Here is a 17198-nt window from a genome sequence, read left to right as displayed (position 1 = left end):
ATTATATCATGGATAAGTGCTTCTTATTCAAGAATTAACCAAGAATTAACCGAATTAAAGAAGAAATGCCCATATCAACAACTGCGAAGAAAATCGCAAAGAAGACAACTGTAGCGATAACAGTCGCTGTTGAACGGAGTAATTCATCTTTTTTAGGCCAACTTACTTTTTTCATTTCGCGACCTACATCGCCGAAAAAGTTCGTTAAACGCATCTACGGGACCTCCAGTGTATTATTTCAATTATTTATTTTGTTTCCTTGTGAACTGTATGCTGATTGCATGTTTTACAAAATTTCTTTATTTCAAGTCGCTCTACTGAGCTCGTATCTTTCATCGTAGAGTAGTTTCGATTTTTACACTCTTCACATGAGAGTACAACTTTTTTCCTCATTAGTTACACCAACCTTGTAACATTATGTCCCTAAAAATGTATCATACAATAAAAGACAATGTCAATGTCATGCCTTTTGTACTCCCTACAAAAAGAAAACAGGTGATTTTTTACACCTGTAGTACTTGTTATGAATTTAAAGTGGTACTCTCTCTCATTTCCATATATCGTTCCAATTTCCGCTTCACCCTCTGTAAAGCGTTATCAATAGATTTCACATGTCTATTTAACTGTTCCGAAATCTCTTGATAAGAACGGCCGTCTAGATATAAAGAAAGCACCTTTCTTTCTAAATCGCTTAATAATTCAGATATTTTAGATTCTATGTCTGTATATTCTTCCTGACTTATAATCATTTCTTCAGGATCAGTTACCTTCGCTTCCGAAATAACATCTAATAATGTCCGATCAGATTCCTCGTCATAAATCGGTTTATCTAAAGACACATATGAATTTAACGGAATATGCTTTTGCCTGGTTGCTGTTTTAATAGCGGTAATAATTTGTCGAGTGATACACAGTTCAGCAAATGCTTTGAACGAAGACAGCTTGTCCTCCTTATAATCACGAATCGCTTTAAACAATCCAATCATACCTTCTTGAACAATATCTTCTCGATCGGCACCCACTAAGAAATAAGATCTCGATTTCGCGCGAACAAAGTTCTTATATTTGTGAATCAAATATTCTAGAGCGTCAGTATTACCTTTTCGAACTAACTCAACGATTGCCTCATCTTCTAAATCACGAAATGTAACGTCGCCTACACTTACGAAGCCTGCTTCCACCTTGATCCCTCCGACCGCTATTTATTTAGAAATATTATACAGTAAAAAGACAAAGAGCGTCAATGCTTCAACGCTCTCCTCTTCTTAATTTTTCTAACTTTTCTGTAATATCTTTACTAAATATCTTTCGCATGGCGGGTTGCTTTTCTTTTGCGTCTTGTGTACGCCTTCTTACTTGTTGCTCCATCGCTTGTACTTCCAACTCTAATTCCCGCGCAGATTTCCGGAGCGCACCTTGAGCAAATATAACCCATTGTTCCGTATAATCAGAAGTCGCAACATATATTTGCGTATTTATATTTCTAAGTTCAATCGCAAGTTGCTCTATCTTTTCATCTGCCGTTTGATTCTTCCTCGTGAATATAACTTCCACACGCGATTGTTTCATCTTTTTTTCAATACCGTGGACTGTATACGCATCAAAAACTATCATTACCTTTGTCCCTGTGTAACCTTGGTAATCCGCCATCTTATCAATCAGTGCATCTCTTGATGACTGCAAATCTACATCCCGTAGTTTCTTCAAGTCTCCCCAAGCTCCAATAATGTTGTAACCGTCAACGATTAAAATATCGTTCATTTTTTATTTACCAATTTCGTTACGTTTACGATATACCTCATACATTAACAAACTCGCGGCCACTGAAGCATTTAAGGATGTAACTTTACCAACCATCGGTAAAGTAATTAAGAAATCACATTTTTCACCAATAATACGACTCATACCTTTTCCTTCACTTCCAATTACTAATCCAATTGGCATTTTCCCATCTAAATTACGATAATCCGTTTTCCCTTTTGCATCTGTACCAGCAATCCAAAGTCCACGTTCTTTTAATTCATCGATTGTACGAGATAAATTCGTTACGCGTGCAACAGGAATATATTCAATTGCCCCAGTAGATGCTTTCGCAACTGATGCAGTAAGTCCCACAGCTCTTCTTTTCGGAATTATAATTCCATGAGCTCCTGTCGCATCCGCAGTACGCATAATAGAACCGAGGTTATGCGGGTCTTCAATTTCATCTAAAATTAAGAAGAACGGATCTTCGTTACGCTTCTCTGCTACTTTGAATAGATCTTCTAGCTCAGCATATTGATATGCGGCCACTTGAGCAATTACACCTTGATGGTTCCCCTCAACTAATTGATCTAACTTCTTTTTTGGTGCATGTTGCAAAATAATTTTATTTTCTTTCGCTAGTGCCAGTACAATTTGCACTTGTCCTTTGGCAGCACCTTCTGCGATCCAAATTTTATTAATATCTCTCCCTGATCGTAACGCTTCAATTACAGGGTTACGTCCGATAATATATTCACTACTCATGATGATGTGCCCCCTTCCTTTTCTTCTAGAACAGCAATTGCCTTATATACAATTTCGTCTAATCTTTCACGATTATTTAATAAGTGATGATAGCCAATTAACGCTTCAAAGGCTGTACTATGTCGATATGTTTGTACATCTGTATTTTTCGGAACAGTACCTGAATTTGCATTACGCCCTCTTCTTAGTACTGCCTCTTCTTCCTCAGTTAAAAATGCTGTCTCTAATAAATGATAAACAACTTTCGCCTGTGCTTTTGCCGAAACAAAGCTTGTCCCTAATCGATGCAACTGATTAGGACGAACCTTCCCTTTTTGAAGTAGGTGATAGCGGATATATTGTTCATATACCGCATCACCCATATATGCTAACGCTAAGCTGTTTAATTGCTTTGCATCAATCATTCTTATCCTCTTTTCCATCTTGTACCTTGAGCGGTATCTTCTAAAATAATATTACGGTCTTTTAAATCATCGCGAATTTGATCTGATAATGCAAAATCACGATTTTTACGAGCTTCAATACGTTTTTGAATAAGCGCCTCAATTTCTTCATCTAGTAACTCTTCTTGTGCTAATTCTAACCCTAAAATATCAAATAATGTTTCAAGTTGTTTTACGTATGCTTGAATTACCACTGTAGACGTATGTTCTTCCAGTAAATATTGATTTGCATGATTTGCTACATTATATAACTCAGTGATTGCATTAGCAGTATTGAAATCATCATTCATCGCTTCTTCAAATGCAGTTTGGAATTTTTCCAGATCAGCTAACCATTTCTCATTATGATCTGTTAAATCCGTACTACTTTCCATACGGTGTTTCAAATTACCGTAAGCTGTTTTAATTCTTTCCAGTCCGTTATTTGTGCTTCGTAATAACTCTTCACTGAAATTAATTGGGTGACGATAATGTACTGATAGCATAAAGAATCTAATTAACTGCGGATCATATTGCTTAATGATATCGTGAACTAAAATGAAGTTCCCAAGTGACTTAGACATTTTTTCATTATTAATATTAATATATCCATTGTGCATCCAATAACGTGCAAATGTTTTTCCTGTTAGCGCCTCAGACTGCGCGATTTCATTCTCATGATGAGGAAATGCCAAGTCTTGACCACCGGCGTGAATATCAATTGTATCCCCTAAGTATTTACGTGCCATTGCCGAGCATTCGATATGCCAGCCTGGACGCCCTTGACCCCAAGGGCTTTCCCAGAAGATTTCTCCTTCTTTCGCAGCTTTCCATAGTGCAAAATCAAGAGGGTCTTGTTTCTTTTCTCCTACTTCAATACGCGCACCGTGACGTAAGTCCGCGATCGGTTGATGTGATAACTTACCGTACCCTTCGAATTCCTTCGTTCTAAAGTACACATCCCCTTCTGATTCATATGCATATCCTTTATTCACAAGTTCTTGAATAAATTCAATAATAATATCCATATTTTCTGTTACACGCGGATGAACTGTTGCATGTTTGCAACCTAATGCCGTTACATCTTCAAAGTACGCTTCCACGAAACGGTCCGCAATTGTCGGCACATCTTCGCCTAACTCATTTGCGGCTTTAATTAATTTATCATCTACGTCAGTAAAGTTAGATACATACTGCACATCGTATCCTTTATATTCTAAATAACGGCGCACTGTATCAAATACCATAGGTGGTCTTGCGTTCCCGATGTGAATATAGTTATAAACTGTAGGTCCGCATACATACATCTTTACCTTATTTTCTTCTAATGGAATAAACTCTTCCTTTTGACGTGTTAACGTATTATAAATGTGAATAGTCATTTTTATCCTTCCTTTCTACCTTTACTTCAAGTTGTTTTTTCAATTTATCAAGTTCTACTTCCATGACCTTTAATTTATCAAAAATTGGGTCTGGAAGGTCGGAATGATTCAATTCTTGACCAATCTTTACGCCATTTTGAATAACGACTCGGCCAGGTATACCTACAACTGTAGAATGTGCAGGGACTTCTTTTAATACGACAGAACCTGCTCCAATTTTAGAATTCTCTCCAACTGTAATAGAGCCTAGTACTTTAGCACCTGTTGCAATTAATACATTATCCTGAATTGTAGGGTGCCTCTTTCCCTTTTCTTTACCCGTACCACCTAATGTAACTCCTTGATAGATCGTTACATTGTCACCAATTTCGCACGTTTCTCCAATTACAACTCCCATTCCATGGTCAATGAAAAAACGACGACCAATTGTTGCTCCTGGATGAATCTCAATACCAGTAAAGAAACGACTAACTTGTGAGATCCAACGTGCAATAAAGAAGAAATTCTTTTTATAAAAAGCATGTGCAATTCGATGGGCCCAAACTGCATGTAATCCAGAGTAAGTCAAAATGACTTCGAAATAACTTCTTGCCGCTGGATCCTGTTCAAAAACGACTTCAATATCTTCCCGAAGCCTCTTAAACATCGACGTTCCCTCCCCTTTATGGGCTGCTTTTTCGAGTGAACTAACTCCCTACTTATCCCCCTAAATCTTTATACACGTGGATAAAACTTATACTCATACCCAATTTTACGGTATAAAAAAAGACGCCTCTGTCATATTGACAGAGACGCCTTATAAGCGCGGTTCCACTCTGTTTAGGCTAAAAAAAGCCTCAAACTCATCTCTGATAACGGTGTACACCGCTTCTGCTTACTTTACGTCCTAAGACGTTTCGCAAAACAATTTGCTGTTCAGCAGAAGACTCGAAGGGGCATTTCAAAAACCCGCTTATAAACCACTTCCAGCCTAAGGTGGTTCTCTCTGTAAAAAGCCTGATTTTCTACTTCTCCTTCTCGTCGCTTTTCCTTATTAGGTTTTAAGTATACTTATTATATTTCTAAACCTAGAAAATGTTAACCAATTACTTTTTGAAGACGATTTAAAACTTTTTCTTTTCCAAGAAGTGCAATAGCATTAGGAAGCTCCGGGCCGTGTGTTTGACCAGTAGTTGCAACACGGATTGGCATAAATAGGTTTTTACCTTTATGACCTGTTTCCTTTTGAACTGCTTTAATAGCCGCCTTAACTGCTGCCGGTTCCATAGCTTCTAGTGCTTCTACTTGACCAGCAAATGCACGAAGTACTTCTGGTACTTGTTCACCTTTTAATACTTCTTGTCCTTCTTCTTCATAATCAACATGATCTTTGAAGAACATTTCAGAAAGCTCTACAATTTCAGCTCCAAAGCTCATTTGTTCATGATATAACGCAATTACATCACGAATCCAAGCTTGTTCTTGTTCACTTAAAGTTTCACCTATACGTCCAGCTTTCACTAAATGCGGTAAGCTTAATTCTACCACCGTATCTAAATCTTGCTTTTTCATATATTGGTTGTTCATCCATTTCAGTTTTTGAGAATCAAATAATGCAGGTGATTTTGATAAACGAGCTGCATCGAACATTTTGATAAACTCTTCTTGAGAGAAGATTTCTTCTTCTCCTACTGGCGACCAACCTAGTAGTGCAATGAAGTTAAAGATTGCTTCTGGAAGATATCCAAGTTCTTTATATTGCTCGATAAATTGAATAATAGATTCATCACGCTTACTTAATTTTTTACGGCTTTCATTTACAATTAAAGTCATATGACCGAATTGAGGAATATCCCAACCGAAAGCTTCATAAATCATCATTTGTTTTGGCGTGTTTGAAATATGGTCATCACCACGAAGTACGTGTGTAATTTCCATTAAGTGATCATCTACTGCTACTGCAAAGTTATAAGTTGGAATCCCATCTTTTTTCACGATAACGAAATCACCGAAATCATTTGAATGGAATGCAACTTCATCTTTTACAATATCTTTAAATGTGTAATCACGGTCAGCTGGTACACGGAAACGAATACTTGGAATACGTCCCTCAGCTTCAAATTCTTTCACTTGCGCTTCAGTTAAATCACGATGGTTACCTGCATAACGAGGTGTTTCACCACGAGCGATTTGCCCTTCGCGTTCTGCTTCTAGCTCTTCTTCTGTCATATAACATTTGTAAGCTAAACCACGCTCTAATAAATCTTCATATAACTTTTTATAAATATCTAAACGCTCTGTTTGACGATATGGTCCAAATTCACCACCAACATCAACACCTTCATCCCAGTCCATACCGAGCCATTTCAAGTATTTTAATTGGCTTTCTTCTCCACCAGCAACATTACGTTTTACATCAGTATCTTCAATACGAATAATAAACTTACCATCTTGATGACGAGCAAATAAATAATTAAATAATGCCGTACGCGCATTTCCGATATGTAAGTGTCCTGTTGGACTTGGCGCATAGCGCACTCTCACTTGCTTTTCCATAATTGGTACACCTTCCATTCTTAATGTCAACACATTCTATAATTGTACACCAAAAAAATGTGATTATCCATCTTACGAATTAAAAACCATTATTTTTTCTGTAATAAAACAACTGCTTGAGAAGCAATTCCTTCTTCTCTACCTGTAAATCCTAGTTTTTCTGTTGTTGTTGCCTTTACATTGATATTATCAATAGACGTTTCTAATAGTTCACTAATGCGTTTACGCATACTTTCAATATGTGGTGCCATTTTTGGCTTTTGAGCAATAATTGTACAATCTAAATTCCCTAATTCATAACCTTGTTCACGCACAAATCCCCAAACCTTTTGCAATAATATAGCTGAATCAGCATCTTTAAAGGCGGGGTCTGTATCAGGAAAATGTTTTCCAATATCTCCTGCTGCAATTGCACCTAAACACGCATCCGCGATTGTATGTAACAATACATCTGCATCAGAGTGACCGATTAATCCTTTCTCATGTGGAATTGTAATTCCGCCAATAATTAACGGTCTACCTTCCGCGAATTCATGCACATCAAAACCTTGTCCAATTCGAAACATTTTTTACATCCTCCTCGAGCTAAACTACTGAGCTTTATGATTCTATATTATATCGCTATCCTTATAAAGAAAAGCCCGGCCTTTGCCGAGCTTCTCTTCGCTATAATCATTGCTATCATTTCTTTTGAACGTGAAGAAAACTTTCAGCAATTAGTAAATCCTCTGGAGTCGTCACTTTAATATTATAGTAACTCCCCTCTACTACACCTACTTGCTTCCCGATACGTTCTACGAGACTTGCATCATCTGTACCAAGGAAACAACTCTGCTTCGCACTTCTATGAGCTTCTAACAAAAGAGAAACAGAGAACCCTTGCGGTGTTTGTACAGCTGTCAGCTGAGATCTTTCTACTGTTTCTACAACAACACCCTGCTCTACTTTCTTAACAGTATCTTTCACTGGCACCGCACAAATGGAAGCTCCATATTTTTCTGCTGCAGTTAATACATCTTGGATCACTTTATTCGTTACGAACGGGCGCGCACCGTCATGTACAAGAACATACTCAACATCACTCGTATGCTGAATCGCATTATATACACTATCTTGTCTTTCAGCTCCACCTTGAATAAATTGTACTGGCTTTGCAACCGGATACTTCTGCATTAACTCTTCAAAATACGGACGCTCTTCTTCGTTAATTGCCATAATAATATTTTTACATGCTTTATCCTGTTCGAAAGCACGTAACGTATGCACAATAATCGGTACTTCATTAATAAGTAAGAACAACTTATTTTTGCCAGCACCCATCCGCTTTCCTTGACCAGCTGCCGGAATAATTAATGTATACATATTAATAATCCTCTACTTATAATGCTTTTTCTAATAATTTACGTTTGGCAAAAATCATGCGCCCAGCCGACGTTTGTAACACACTCGTAACGAGTACATCGAGTTGTGAGCCTACATATTCTCTACCATCTTCTACTACAATCATCGTGCCGTCATCTAAATATGCTACACCTTGATTTTGTTCTTTTCCATCTTTTACAACATAAACACTTAGTTCTTCACCTGGGAGTACAACAGGTTTAATTGCATTAGCTAAATCGTTAATGTTTAACACCGTTACCCCTTGTAATTCAGAGACTTTGTTTAAGTTGAAGTCATTCGTTACTACCGTTCCACCAGTGATTTTCGCTAACTTTACAAGTTTGCTATCCACTTCTTGAATATCGTCGAAATCGCCTTCATAAATTTCTACCGGAATCGGCATCTCTTTTTGAATACGATTTAAAATATCTAATCCTCTACGACCACGATTACGTTTTAAAGCATCAGAAGAATCGGCAATGTGCTGAAGTTCTTCTAACACGAATTGTGGAATGACAATTGTTCCTTCTAAAAACTTTGTTTGGCAAATATCAGCAATACGTCCATCGATAATTACACTTGTATCGAGAATTTTCCAATGCGCTAAAGATTCTTCTACCTCATTTTCTGGTTCTTCATTCTCACTATTATTATTTTTCTTTTTCCCACGTTGTGGTAATGTAAATAATCCTAGCAATTCATTCCTCTTTTTAAACCCTACTTGGAATCCTAAATATCCTAGTAAAAGAGTAAAGAACACTTGCAACACTGTACTAATAACTGGAATTGTAAATTCACGAATTGGTATTAAAATTAAATACGCAACAATAAGCCCAGAGATTAAACCTAATGTACCAAACAAAACATCTGCTACAGGCGCTTTTACAAGAGCCTCTTCAATATGCTTAATAAGTTGAACAATATAATCTACAAGCCAAAATGTTGTTAAAAATAAAATAATTGCACCAATAATTGCACGAACATACGATCCTTCCAATAATGGAACAGCACCGATGTCTAATACATTAATAACTTTTGGGATTAAGTAAATCCCTAACGCTCCCCCGATTACTAAAAAGAAGAGCTGTACAATCCGTTTTAACATCCAACCACCTCCTACTCATTATTAACCATTGTTTCGCTAATCAAAACGCCGAATGCAAAAGCGGACGTGTTTTTTTATAAATAGTTTTATTTACCAATATATCATATCATATACCAAAAATGTTCTAGTGTCGTTATATTATAGAATCAATGTAATATTCTTAATTGTGTCTACTCATATAGAGATGCTCTTGAATTCTTTTTAGACCTTCTCGTATTTTCTTCGCCCTGACTTCCCCAATTCCTTCCACATCATCTAATTCATTAATAGTTGCACGACAAACACCTTGCAAAGTTTTAAATCGATTAATTAAATTTTCAATGATAAGTGGTGGAACACGCGAAATTTTGCTTGTGATTCGGTATCCTCTCGGCGTCACACTTTCTTCTAAACTCGTTTGTCCCGGGTATCCGAGCAATTTAACTAAATCACTGTCCTCTAGAAGTTGTGTATTCGCAAGTTCTTGTAACTTTTTCAAAATTTGATGATGGTCTTGTGTTTTTTCTTGATAGTAATCTTTAATTAATAGCGCTGCCTCTGCTTCTAAGTCGGCTAATAGTTCCGTAAGTTGTAAACGAATTAACCTACCTTCTGTTCCCAATTCATGAATATAGCTCAATATTTCATTTTTAATACGTAGTACCATTTCAACACTATGTAAAACATGGACTACCTCGGACATTGTAACAACCTCTTCAAATTCTAGAATGCCCAAATTCGTAATCCCATCATTCCATACAGCCTTATATTTTTCTAACGTTTGGATAGCTTGATTCGCCTTTGTTAAAATAACGCCTATATCTTTTAGTGTATAACGTAAATTCCCTTGATATAGCGTAATTACGTTACGTCTTTGTGAAATAGCCACAACAAGGCTGCCTGTCTGCTTTGCTACACGCTCCGCCGTTCGGTGGCGCATACCTGTCTCAATAGAGTCAATAGATGACTCTGGAACTAACTGTGCGTTCGAAATCAAAATTTTACTTCCAGTTTCATTTAAAATAAGTGCCCCATCCATTTTTGCTAATTCATATAAACTAGCTGGAGAAAATGCACAATTAATATGAAAACCTCCATCAACAATACTTTTAATCTGCTCATTATATCCAAGAACAATTAATCCCCCTGTTTGTGCGCGAAGTACATTATCTATCCCTTCGCGCAGTGGTGTTCCCGGGGCCACAAGTTGTAAAATATTAATCATACTTTTGACACGTTGCTTGTTTTCTTCCATAGCCTAGCCTCCTAATGTCAAACGAAGTGCTTCTCCTAAATTAGATACACCAACTACCTCAATCCCATCTGGAATTGTCCATCCTCCCAAATTTTTTCTAGGAATAATAGCGCGTTGAAATCCTAATTTAGCCGCTTCTTGTACACGTTGTTCAATTCTTGATACTCTTCTTATTTCTCCAGTTAATCCTACTTCTCCTATTACTGCATCGGTTGGTGCCGTAGATTTATCTCTAAAACTTGAAGCTATACTTAAAGCGACAGCTAAATCAATTGCTGGTTCATCTAACTTCAAACCACCTGCTACTTTTAAATATGCATCCTGATTTTGCAATAATAAGCCTGTTCTTTTTTCTAGCACTGCCATAATAAGCGATACACGGTTATGATCAATTCCCGTTGCCATTCTTCGAGGGTTTCCAAAACTAGTAGGGGAAATTAATGCTTGTATTTCTACTAAAACTGGTCTTGTTCCTTCCATTGAGGCAACCACTGTTGATCCCGCAACCCCAACTGGTCTTTCCTCAAGGAAAATCTCAGAAGGGTTTAATACTTCTGCAAGACCAAGTTCTTTCATTTCAAAAATACCCATTTCATTCGTAGAACCAAAGCGATTCTTTACTGCTCGCAAAATACGGTATGTATGATGACGGTCTCCTTCAAAATAAAGAACTGCATCGACCATATGTTCTAACATACGAGGTCCTGCAATCGCCCCCTCTTTTGTCACATGTCCAACGATAAAAATAGGGATTCCTTTTGTTTTTGCAAGTTTCATTAATTCCGCTGTACATTCACGAACTTGTGCCACACTTCCCGGCGCTGATGTTACTTCAGGTAGATGTATTGTTTGAATAGAATCAATAACAACAAAGGCTGGGTTCACCTCTTCAATATGTGTTGCAATTCGCTGTAAATCCGTCTCTGATACAACAAATAGATTACTACCATTTACATGTAAACGATCCGCACGCAGTTTAATCTGTTTTGCTGATTCTTCACCCGATATATATAGGACATCATATGAAGAATCTGCTAATTGCGATGATATTTGTAATAGTAACGTTGATTTTCCAATCCCGGGGTCTCCACCAATCAGTACTAAGGATCCATCTACAATCCCGCCACCAAGTACACGGTTAAATTCTTGAAATTTTGTTTCAATACGCGCCTCAGACTTTGTTTCCACTTCTGTTAGACGTCTTGGTTTTGTTACTTCTGTTTGAATTGCATTGGCATAATTAAGGCGCCTTGATGATACAACCGGTTCCATCTCTTCAACAAGCGTATTCCATTGACCACATCCAGGACATTTCCCCATATATTTTGGTGACTGATACCCACACTCTTGACATGTGAATTTTGTTTTCTTTTTAGCCATATCGTTTTATATCTCACTTCACTTTCATCTATAAACAATTTATCCTTGTCGTACAAGAAAGAGGGCTATCTCGTAGCCCTCTTAGTTTGTCTATACTTATTTTACCTTTTCAGCACTATGAATGACAAATGATTCTCCTTCAACATCAAAGATAACTTTTTGTCCTTTCTCAATAGCACCTTTTAAAAGTTCTTCCGATAGTCTATCTTCTACATGTTTCTGAATTGCTCTACGAAGCGGACGAGCACCGTACTCTCGGTCAAACCCTTTATCAGCAATGGCCGAAATTGCTCCTTCTGTTAATTGCAATTCAATTTCTTGCTCTTTTAAGCGATTTACTAACTGATTTACCATAAGTGTTACAATCTCTTGAATATGTTTTTTCTCAAGCATATGGAACACGATAATTTCATCAATACGGTTTAAGAATTCTGGACGGAAGGCTTTTTTCAGCTCATCCATTACTTTACCTTTCATATCCGAATAATCGCGGCCCTCATCTTGTACGTTAAATCCAAGATGCTTATTACGTTTTAACGCCTCTGCACCAACGTTAGATGTCATAATAACAATTGTATTGCGGAAATCAACTGTACGCCCTTTCGAATCTGTTAAGCGACCATCTTCTAATACTTGTAGTAAAATGTTAAACACATCAGGATGAGCTTTCTCTACCTCGTCTAATAGGACAACTGAATATGGCTTACGGCGAACTTTTTCTGTTAATTGTCCACCTTCTTCATATCCAACATACCCTGGAGGAGATCCAACTAAACGAGAAGTAGAATGTTTCTCCATGTACTCAGACATATCGATGCGAATCATTGCATCTTCATCACCGAACATAGATTCTGCTAACGCTCTTGCTAACTCCGTTTTACCTACACCTGTTGGTCCTAAGAAAATAAACGAGCCAATCGGACGTTTCGGATCTTTCAATCCTGCTCTAGCACGGCGAACAGCTTTTGCTACAGCTACTACCGCTTCATCTTGACCAATAACACGATCGTGAAGGATGGATTCTAAGTTTAATAATTTATCAGTCTCTGTTTGTGCAAGTTTAGAAACTGGGATACGAGTCCACGTAGAAACAACATTTGCAATATCTTCTACTGTCACTTCTGAGTTTTCTTTTCCTTGTTGCTCTTTCCATTGACGCTTCGTATCTTCTAACTTCTCACGTAAACGTTGTTCCATATCACGTAAGGAAGCAGCTTTTTCAAACTCTTGACTTTGTACAGCTGCATCTTTTTCTTTTCTAATTTCCTCAAGCTTCACTTCAAGCTCTTTTAGATTTGGTGGTGTTGTATAAGAGCGTAAGCGAACCTTTGAAGCAGCTTCATCAATTAAATCAATTGCTTTATCTGGTAAGAAACGATCTGTAATATAACGATCTGAAAGCTTTACAGCTGCATCAATTGCATCATCTGTAATAGATACGCGGTGATGTGCCTCATAACGATCGCGTAAACCTTTCAAAATTTGAGTTGATTCATCTAAACTTGGCTCATCAACGTGAATTGGTTGGAAACGTCTCTCTAAAGCTGCATCTTTTTCAATATATTTGCGATATTCATCTAACGTTGTCGCCCCAATACATTGTAATTCCCCACGAGCTAAAGATGGTTTTAAAATGTTCGATGCGTCAATAGCACCTTCTGCTCCACCTGCACCAATTAATGTATGAAGTTCATCAATAAATAGAATGATATTTCCTGCTTGGCGGATTTCATCCATTACTTTCTTCAAACGGTCTTCAAATTCACCACGGTATTTCGTTCCGGCTACCACTGTACCCATATCTAGTGTCATAACACGCTTATCTCTTAAAGTTTCAGGAACTTCATTATTTACGATTTGTTGTGCTAATCCTTCTGCAATTGCCGTTTTACCTACACCAGGCTCCCCAATTAATACAGGATTGTTTTTTGTTCTACGGCTTAAAACCTCAATTACACGTTGAATTTCTTTACCACGTCCAATAACAGGGTCTAAACGATTTTCACGTGCAACAACTGTTAAATCACGTGCTAAGCTATCAAGTGTTGGTGTATTTGCATTTGTTGAAGAACCACCTTGATGACCTGAACTTGCTTCATTACTTCCAAGAAGTTGCAATACTTGTTGTCTTGCCTTATTTAAGCTAACACCTAAGTTATTTAAAACACGTGCTGCTACCCCTTCACCCTCGCGGATTAAACCAAGTAAAATATGTTCTGTTCCAACGTAAGAATGACCTAATTTACGAGCTTCATCCATAGACAGCTCAATAACCTTTTTAGCACGCGGTGTATAATGTACGGTTTGAGAAGCTTCTGTTCCGCGTCCAATTAACGCTTCTACCTCTTTTTGAACTTTCTCCGGGCTTAATCCAAGAGCAATCAACGCTTTTGCTGCAATTCCTTCACCTTCGCGTACAAGCCCAAGTAAAATATGTTCTGTTCCAATATTGTTATGCCCAATACGAATCGCTTCCTCTTGAGATAAAGCTAATACTTTCTGTGCTCTTTCTGTAAATCTTCCAAACATCATAGAAATCGCCTCCTACTTGCGCTTAGTTTTTTTCAATACGTAATCGCTCACGGATTAAGGTTGCTCTTCGATAATCTCTTTCTTCTGGCCCTAAAGGTCCTCCCGCATATTGTTGTAAAATGCCTGGTTGTGTAAGAACCATTAGCTCAGTCAAAATATTTCTCGATATACCTTTTATATATCCTAAATCAATACCAAGTCGTACATCTGATAAGCAATTGGCTGCTTCCGCAGATTGAATTAAACGACTGTTAGCTAGTATGCCATAAGAGCGATAAACTTTATCTTCAAGCTCAATACTTGAATTTTGTACAATTAATTCTCTAGCCATCTTTTCTTGCTGTATGATTTGTTGAATAACACTCTTTAAATCTGCAATAATATCTTCTTCAGATTTTCCTAGCGTCATTTGGTTTGACACTTGAAATATATTACCTAACGCTTCGCTACCTTCACCGTATATTCCTCTTACTACTAACCCTAATTTTTGAATTACTTGTATAATACGGCTAATTCTTTTCGTTAAAACGAGCCCCGGTAAATGGATCATTACGGAAGCCCTAAGTCCTGTACCAACGTTAGTAGGGCAGCTCGTAATATATCCAAGTGATTCATCAAAAGCATATTCAACCTCTTTCTCAATCCAATTATCTATTTGATTGGCACTTTGAAGGGCCTCTGATAACTGCAATCCTGAAAATAAGCACTGAATCCGAATATGGTCTTCTTCATTCAGCATAACACTAATATGTTCGTTTTCTGACAATAGACACGCTCCATATTCTGTTCCTGCAAGGTTGGGACTAATTAAATGCTTTTCAACTAATACTCTCCTTTGAAGAGGCGTTAATTCATTCATTTTTAATAGTTCAAACTCTCCAAAAGGTTCTACTGTTTTATTTATAAATTCCTTTTTAAATAATTCTTGAATCTGTTTAGCTTCTTCTTCGTTTTGCATAGTAGAGAATTGATATTTTTTAAAATTACGAGCCAAACGAATTCGACTACTTAAAACAATATCAGAATCAGGGCCATCCCCCTTCATCCATGGACTAATCGCTTCATTCATAATTTTGTCCAGTGACATAGAACTATTCCCCCTCTCTATGCTCACTAAGCTGATTTTCAAGGTTTCTAATTTTATCCCTTACTTCAGCAGCTTTCTCAAATTCCTCTTTCTGTACATATTGTTTCAGAATGAGTTTTAGTTCATCTAATTCTTTCTTTAAGTGAATATTTCCTTCTATACGCTCCGGAATTTTTCCACAATGATCTGTATGCCCGCCGTGAAGACGTTTTAATAATGGCTTTAAATGTTCCTTAAATGTATCGTAACAAGAAGCACATCCAAAGCGTCCTACCTTTGTAAGTTGCTCATATGTCATTTTACAATCTGGACATCTCAATATATTTGTGTTCGAAAATCCGCTTTTTCCTTCTTCAAACATTGTTGATTCACCGTGTAATAACCCAGCAAATAAATCATGGAATGAAAAGTTAGACTGCGATGATTGAAAGAAAGACGTATAGCCACTTTGTTCTGCACATTGCTCACAAAGATGAACTTCCGCCTTCTTTTCGTTAATTACTTTTGTATAATGTAAAGTTGCTGGTCTTATATTACAGTTTTGACAAGTCATCACTATCCCCACCTTTACAACAGGAACGATCTATCTCATAGTACTTTTCATACATTACTAGACTGTTCACTTTCCTTTATTCGTTTACAAAAGTGCGTGTTCTTTTTTCAAAACTTCTACAATATTTAACTGCCTTATCTTTTAGTTATTATTCTTTTACAAAAGCTGTATTTATTTATATTTCAGTGTTCTTAACATTGCGCATAATATTCGAGCCCTAAGTTCATCTCGAGAAGGAACATCCATTGATAATACAGAACGATCTAGTACGCTTAACATAAGTTTAGCTTCACGATTCGTTATGATTCCCTCTTCTATTAAACGTATAATCATACTCTCTGCATTTCCTTGCGCAACGCTATGATCAATCATATGAAGCATTTGATCAATAATGTCTATATCGTCATGCAGTTTGACTTTTATAATGCGAATGTAACCTCCTCCACCACGTTTACTTTCTACTACAAATCCTCTTTCTAACGTAAAACGGGTATTGATTACATAATTGATTTGAGATGGTACGCACTCGAATCGATCCGCAATCTCATTTCTCTTGATTTCAATCACATTATTATTACTTAAGTCAATAACTTGCTTTAGATATTGCTCAATGATATCAGATATATTTCTCATTTATCCGCCACCTTTATTGACTTTGACTATCTTTGACTTTAATTATATACGTATTAATAAAATTTGCAACTGTTTTGCTTATTTACTATCCTAGCCACATTCCCCTGTATTTAATCAAAATAATAATTATTTAAATACATTTTTTATTACTATGGATTATAAAAGAAAACACGAAAAAACACGAGTCATTTGACTCGTGTTTAGTTGCTTGGCGACGTCCTACTCTCACAGGGACAAGGTCCCAACTACCATCGGCGCTAGAGAGCTTAACTTCCGTGTTCGGTATGGGAACGGGTGTGACCTCTCTGCCATCATCACCAAACTATTGAAGGCATATTCCTTCAAAACTAGATAACATTTGCTACATATTATATGGTTAAGTCCTCGATCTATTAGTATTCGTCAGCTCCACATGTCACCATGCTTCCACCTCGAACCTATCAA

The 17198-nt window shown here is 37.1% G+C and carries 18 protein-coding genes, 1 rRNA gene and 1 other annotated feature; all 19 genes read right to left on the bottom strand.

All coding sequences use genetic code 11. From position 1 onward, the window contains the following. Positions 1-34: 34 nt before the first annotated feature. Positions 35-214: a preprotein translocase subunit SecE gene (gene secE / locus MR070_RS23955; RefSeq protein ID WP_001241321.1), complete on the bottom strand. Its 180-nt coding sequence runs from the start codon at positions 212-214 to the stop codon at positions 35-37. Positions 215-246: 32 nt separating this feature from the next. Next, positions 247-393, bottom strand: a complete 147-nt coding sequence (rpmG, locus tag MR070_RS23950) for a 50S ribosomal protein L33 (RefSeq protein WP_002070160.1) — start codon at positions 391-393, stop codon at positions 247-249. 128 nt (positions 394-521) lie between these two features. Further along, positions 522-1181, bottom strand: a complete 660-nt coding sequence (locus MR070_RS23945) for an RNA polymerase factor sigma-70 (RefSeq protein ID WP_000387198.1) — start codon at positions 1179-1181, stop codon at positions 522-524. A gap of 67 nt (positions 1182-1248) precedes the next feature. Beyond that, positions 1249-1761 (bottom strand): NYN domain-containing protein, encoded by a 513-nt coding sequence (locus MR070_RS23940; RefSeq protein WP_000997882.1) that lies wholly within the window; start codon positions 1759-1761, stop codon positions 1249-1251. 3 nt (positions 1762-1764) lie between these two features. Further along, the gene (rlmB, locus tag MR070_RS23935) at positions 1765-2508 is read right to left on the bottom strand and encodes a 23S rRNA (guanosine(2251)-2'-O)-methyltransferase RlmB (protein ID WP_000093759.1); all 744 of its coding nucleotides are present in this window, start codon (positions 2506-2508) and stop codon (positions 1765-1767) included. Continuing rightward, positions 2505-2912 carry a Mini-ribonuclease 3 gene (locus MR070_RS23930; protein ID WP_000564261.1) on the bottom strand — a complete coding sequence of 136 codons (408 nt, stop codon included), beginning with the start codon at positions 2910-2912 and terminating at the stop codon, positions 2505-2507. The genes rlmB and MR070_RS23930 overlap by 4 nt, the downstream gene beginning before the upstream one ends. A 2-nt stretch (positions 2913-2914) precedes the next feature. Further along, positions 2915-4312 (bottom strand): cysteine--tRNA ligase, encoded by a 1398-nt coding sequence (gene cysS / locus MR070_RS23925; protein WP_000152260.1) that lies wholly within the window; start codon positions 4310-4312, stop codon positions 2915-2917. Further along, positions 4293-4958 carry a serine O-acetyltransferase gene (cysE, locus tag MR070_RS23920; RefSeq protein WP_000476500.1) on the bottom strand — a complete coding sequence of 222 codons (666 nt, stop codon included), beginning with the start codon at positions 4956-4958 and terminating at the stop codon, positions 4293-4295. The genes cysS and cysE overlap by 20 nt, the downstream gene beginning before the upstream one ends. A 138-nt stretch (positions 4959-5096) precedes the next feature. After that, positions 5097-5342 (bottom strand) — a binding site (T-box leader). Between the two features lie 47 nt (positions 5343-5389). Then, positions 5390-6847, bottom strand: a complete 1458-nt coding sequence (gene gltX, locus MR070_RS23915; RefSeq protein ID WP_044790591.1) for a glutamate--tRNA ligase — start codon at positions 6845-6847, stop codon at positions 5390-5392. 89 nt (positions 6848-6936) lie between these two features. Beyond that, positions 6937-7413 carry a 2-C-methyl-D-erythritol 2,4-cyclodiphosphate synthase gene (gene ispF, locus MR070_RS23910; RefSeq protein ID WP_000488383.1) on the bottom strand — a complete coding sequence of 159 codons (477 nt, stop codon included), beginning with the start codon at positions 7411-7413 and terminating at the stop codon, positions 6937-6939. 115 nt (positions 7414-7528) lie between these two features. Then, positions 7529-8209 carry a 2-C-methyl-D-erythritol 4-phosphate cytidylyltransferase gene (gene ispD / locus MR070_RS23905; protein WP_000288305.1) on the bottom strand — a complete coding sequence of 227 codons (681 nt, stop codon included), beginning with the start codon at positions 8207-8209 and terminating at the stop codon, positions 7529-7531. Positions 8210-8225: 16 nt separating this feature from the next. Next, the gene (locus MR070_RS23900; RefSeq protein WP_000919684.1) at positions 8226-9335 is read right to left on the bottom strand and encodes a PIN/TRAM domain-containing protein; all 1110 of its coding nucleotides are present in this window, start codon (positions 9333-9335) and stop codon (positions 8226-8228) included. A 160-nt stretch (positions 9336-9495) separates the two neighbouring features. Then, positions 9496-10569 carry a DNA integrity scanning diadenylate cyclase DisA gene (gene disA / locus MR070_RS23895; RefSeq protein WP_000392171.1) on the bottom strand — a complete coding sequence of 358 codons (1074 nt, stop codon included), beginning with the start codon at positions 10567-10569 and terminating at the stop codon, positions 9496-9498. 3 nt (positions 10570-10572) lie between these two features. Continuing rightward, complete coding sequence (gene radA, locus MR070_RS23890; protein WP_001085212.1) at positions 10573-11949, bottom strand: DNA repair protein RadA; 1377 nt, start codon at positions 11947-11949, stop codon at positions 10573-10575. A gap of 96 nt (positions 11950-12045) precedes the next feature. Continuing rightward, positions 12046-14481, bottom strand: a complete 2436-nt coding sequence (gene clpC, locus MR070_RS23885) for an ATP-dependent protease ATP-binding subunit ClpC (RefSeq protein ID WP_000971177.1) — start codon at positions 14479-14481, stop codon at positions 12046-12048. A 22-nt stretch (positions 14482-14503) separates the two neighbouring features. Then, positions 14504-15568 carry a protein-arginine kinase McsB gene (locus tag MR070_RS23880; protein WP_242262119.1) on the bottom strand — a complete coding sequence of 355 codons (1065 nt, stop codon included), beginning with the start codon at positions 15566-15568 and terminating at the stop codon, positions 14504-14506. A 4-nt stretch (positions 15569-15572) separates the two neighbouring features. Next, entirely contained in the window at positions 15573-16121 is a 549-nt protein-coding gene (locus tag MR070_RS23875; RefSeq protein ID WP_000128394.1) for a protein-arginine kinase activator protein McsA, read from the bottom strand. Between the two features lie 171 nt (positions 16122-16292). Next, positions 16293-16754: a transcriptional regulator CtsR gene (gene ctsR / locus MR070_RS23870; RefSeq protein WP_001244563.1), complete on the bottom strand. Its 462-nt coding sequence runs from the start codon at positions 16752-16754 to the stop codon at positions 16293-16295. Positions 16755-16960: 206 nt separating this feature from the next. Beyond that, positions 16961-17076: ribosomal RNA gene (gene rrf / locus MR070_RS23865) — 5S ribosomal RNA — on the bottom strand. Between the last annotated feature and the right edge of the window lie 122 nt (positions 17077-17198).

The sequence above is a fragment of the Bacillus cereus group sp. BfR-BA-01453 genome, from assembly GCF_022662915.1.
In the GTDB taxonomy this organism is placed as follows: domain Bacteria; phylum Bacillota; class Bacilli; order Bacillales; family Bacillaceae_G; genus Bacillus_A; species Bacillus_A paranthracis.
This window is presented reverse-complemented; position numbering and strand designations above follow the sequence as displayed.

What these genes read in the sequence shown, in the direction of transcription:
- secE (WP_001241321.1), bottom strand. Translation starts at nt 214, where the DNA reads ATGCGTTTAACGAACTTTTTCGGCGATGTAGGTCGCGAAATGAAAAAA.
- rpmG (WP_002070160.1), bottom strand. Translation starts at nt 393, where the DNA reads ATGAGGAAAAAAGTTGTACTCTCATGTGAAGAGTGTAAAAATCGAAAC.
- MR070_RS23940 (WP_000997882.1), bottom strand. Translation starts at nt 1,761, where the DNA reads ATGAACGATATTTTAATCGTTGACGGTTACAACATTATTGGAGCTTGG.
- rlmB (WP_000093759.1), bottom strand. Translation starts at nt 2,508, where the DNA reads ATGAGTAGTGAATATATTATCGGACGTAACCCTGTAATTGAAGCGTTA.
- MR070_RS23930 (WP_000564261.1), bottom strand. Translation starts at nt 2,912, where the DNA reads ATGATTGATGCAAAGCAATTAAACAGCTTAGCGTTAGCATATATGGGT.
- cysS (WP_000152260.1), bottom strand. Translation starts at nt 4,312, where the DNA reads ATGACTATTCACATTTATAATACGTTAACACGTCAAAAGGAAGAGTTT.
- cysE (WP_000476500.1), bottom strand. Translation starts at nt 4,958, where the DNA reads ATGTTTAAGAGGCTTCGGGAAGATATTGAAGTCGTTTTTGAACAGGAT.
- gltX (WP_044790591.1), bottom strand. Translation starts at nt 6,847, where the DNA reads ATGGAAAAGCAAGTGAGAGTGCGCTATGCGCCAAGTCCAACAGGACAC.
- ispF (WP_000488383.1), bottom strand. Translation starts at nt 7,413, where the DNA reads ATGTTTCGAATTGGACAAGGTTTTGATGTGCATGAATTCGCGGAAGGT.
- ispD (WP_000288305.1), bottom strand. Translation starts at nt 8,209, where the DNA reads ATGTATACATTAATTATTCCGGCAGCTGGTCAAGGAAAGCGGATGGGT.
- MR070_RS23900 (WP_000919684.1), bottom strand. Translation starts at nt 9,335, where the DNA reads ATGTTAAAACGGATTGTACAGCTCTTCTTTTTAGTAATCGGGGGAGCG.
- disA (WP_000392171.1), bottom strand. Translation starts at nt 10,569, where the DNA reads ATGGAAGAAAACAAGCAACGTGTCAAAAGTATGATTAATATTTTACAA.
- radA (WP_001085212.1), bottom strand. Translation starts at nt 11,949, where the DNA reads ATGGCTAAAAAGAAAACAAAATTCACATGTCAAGAGTGTGGGTATCAG.
- clpC (WP_000971177.1), bottom strand. Translation starts at nt 14,481, where the DNA reads ATGATGTTTGGAAGATTTACAGAAAGAGCACAGAAAGTATTAGCTTTA.
- MR070_RS23880 (WP_242262119.1), bottom strand. Translation starts at nt 15,568, where the DNA reads ATGTCACTGGACAAAATTATGAATGAAGCGATTAGTCCATGGATGAAG.
- MR070_RS23875 (WP_000128394.1), bottom strand. Translation starts at nt 16,121, where the DNA reads ATGACTTGTCAAAACTGTAATATAAGACCAGCAACTTTACATTATACA.
- ctsR (WP_001244563.1), bottom strand. Translation starts at nt 16,754, where the DNA reads ATGAGAAATATATCTGATATCATTGAGCAATATCTAAAGCAAGTTATT.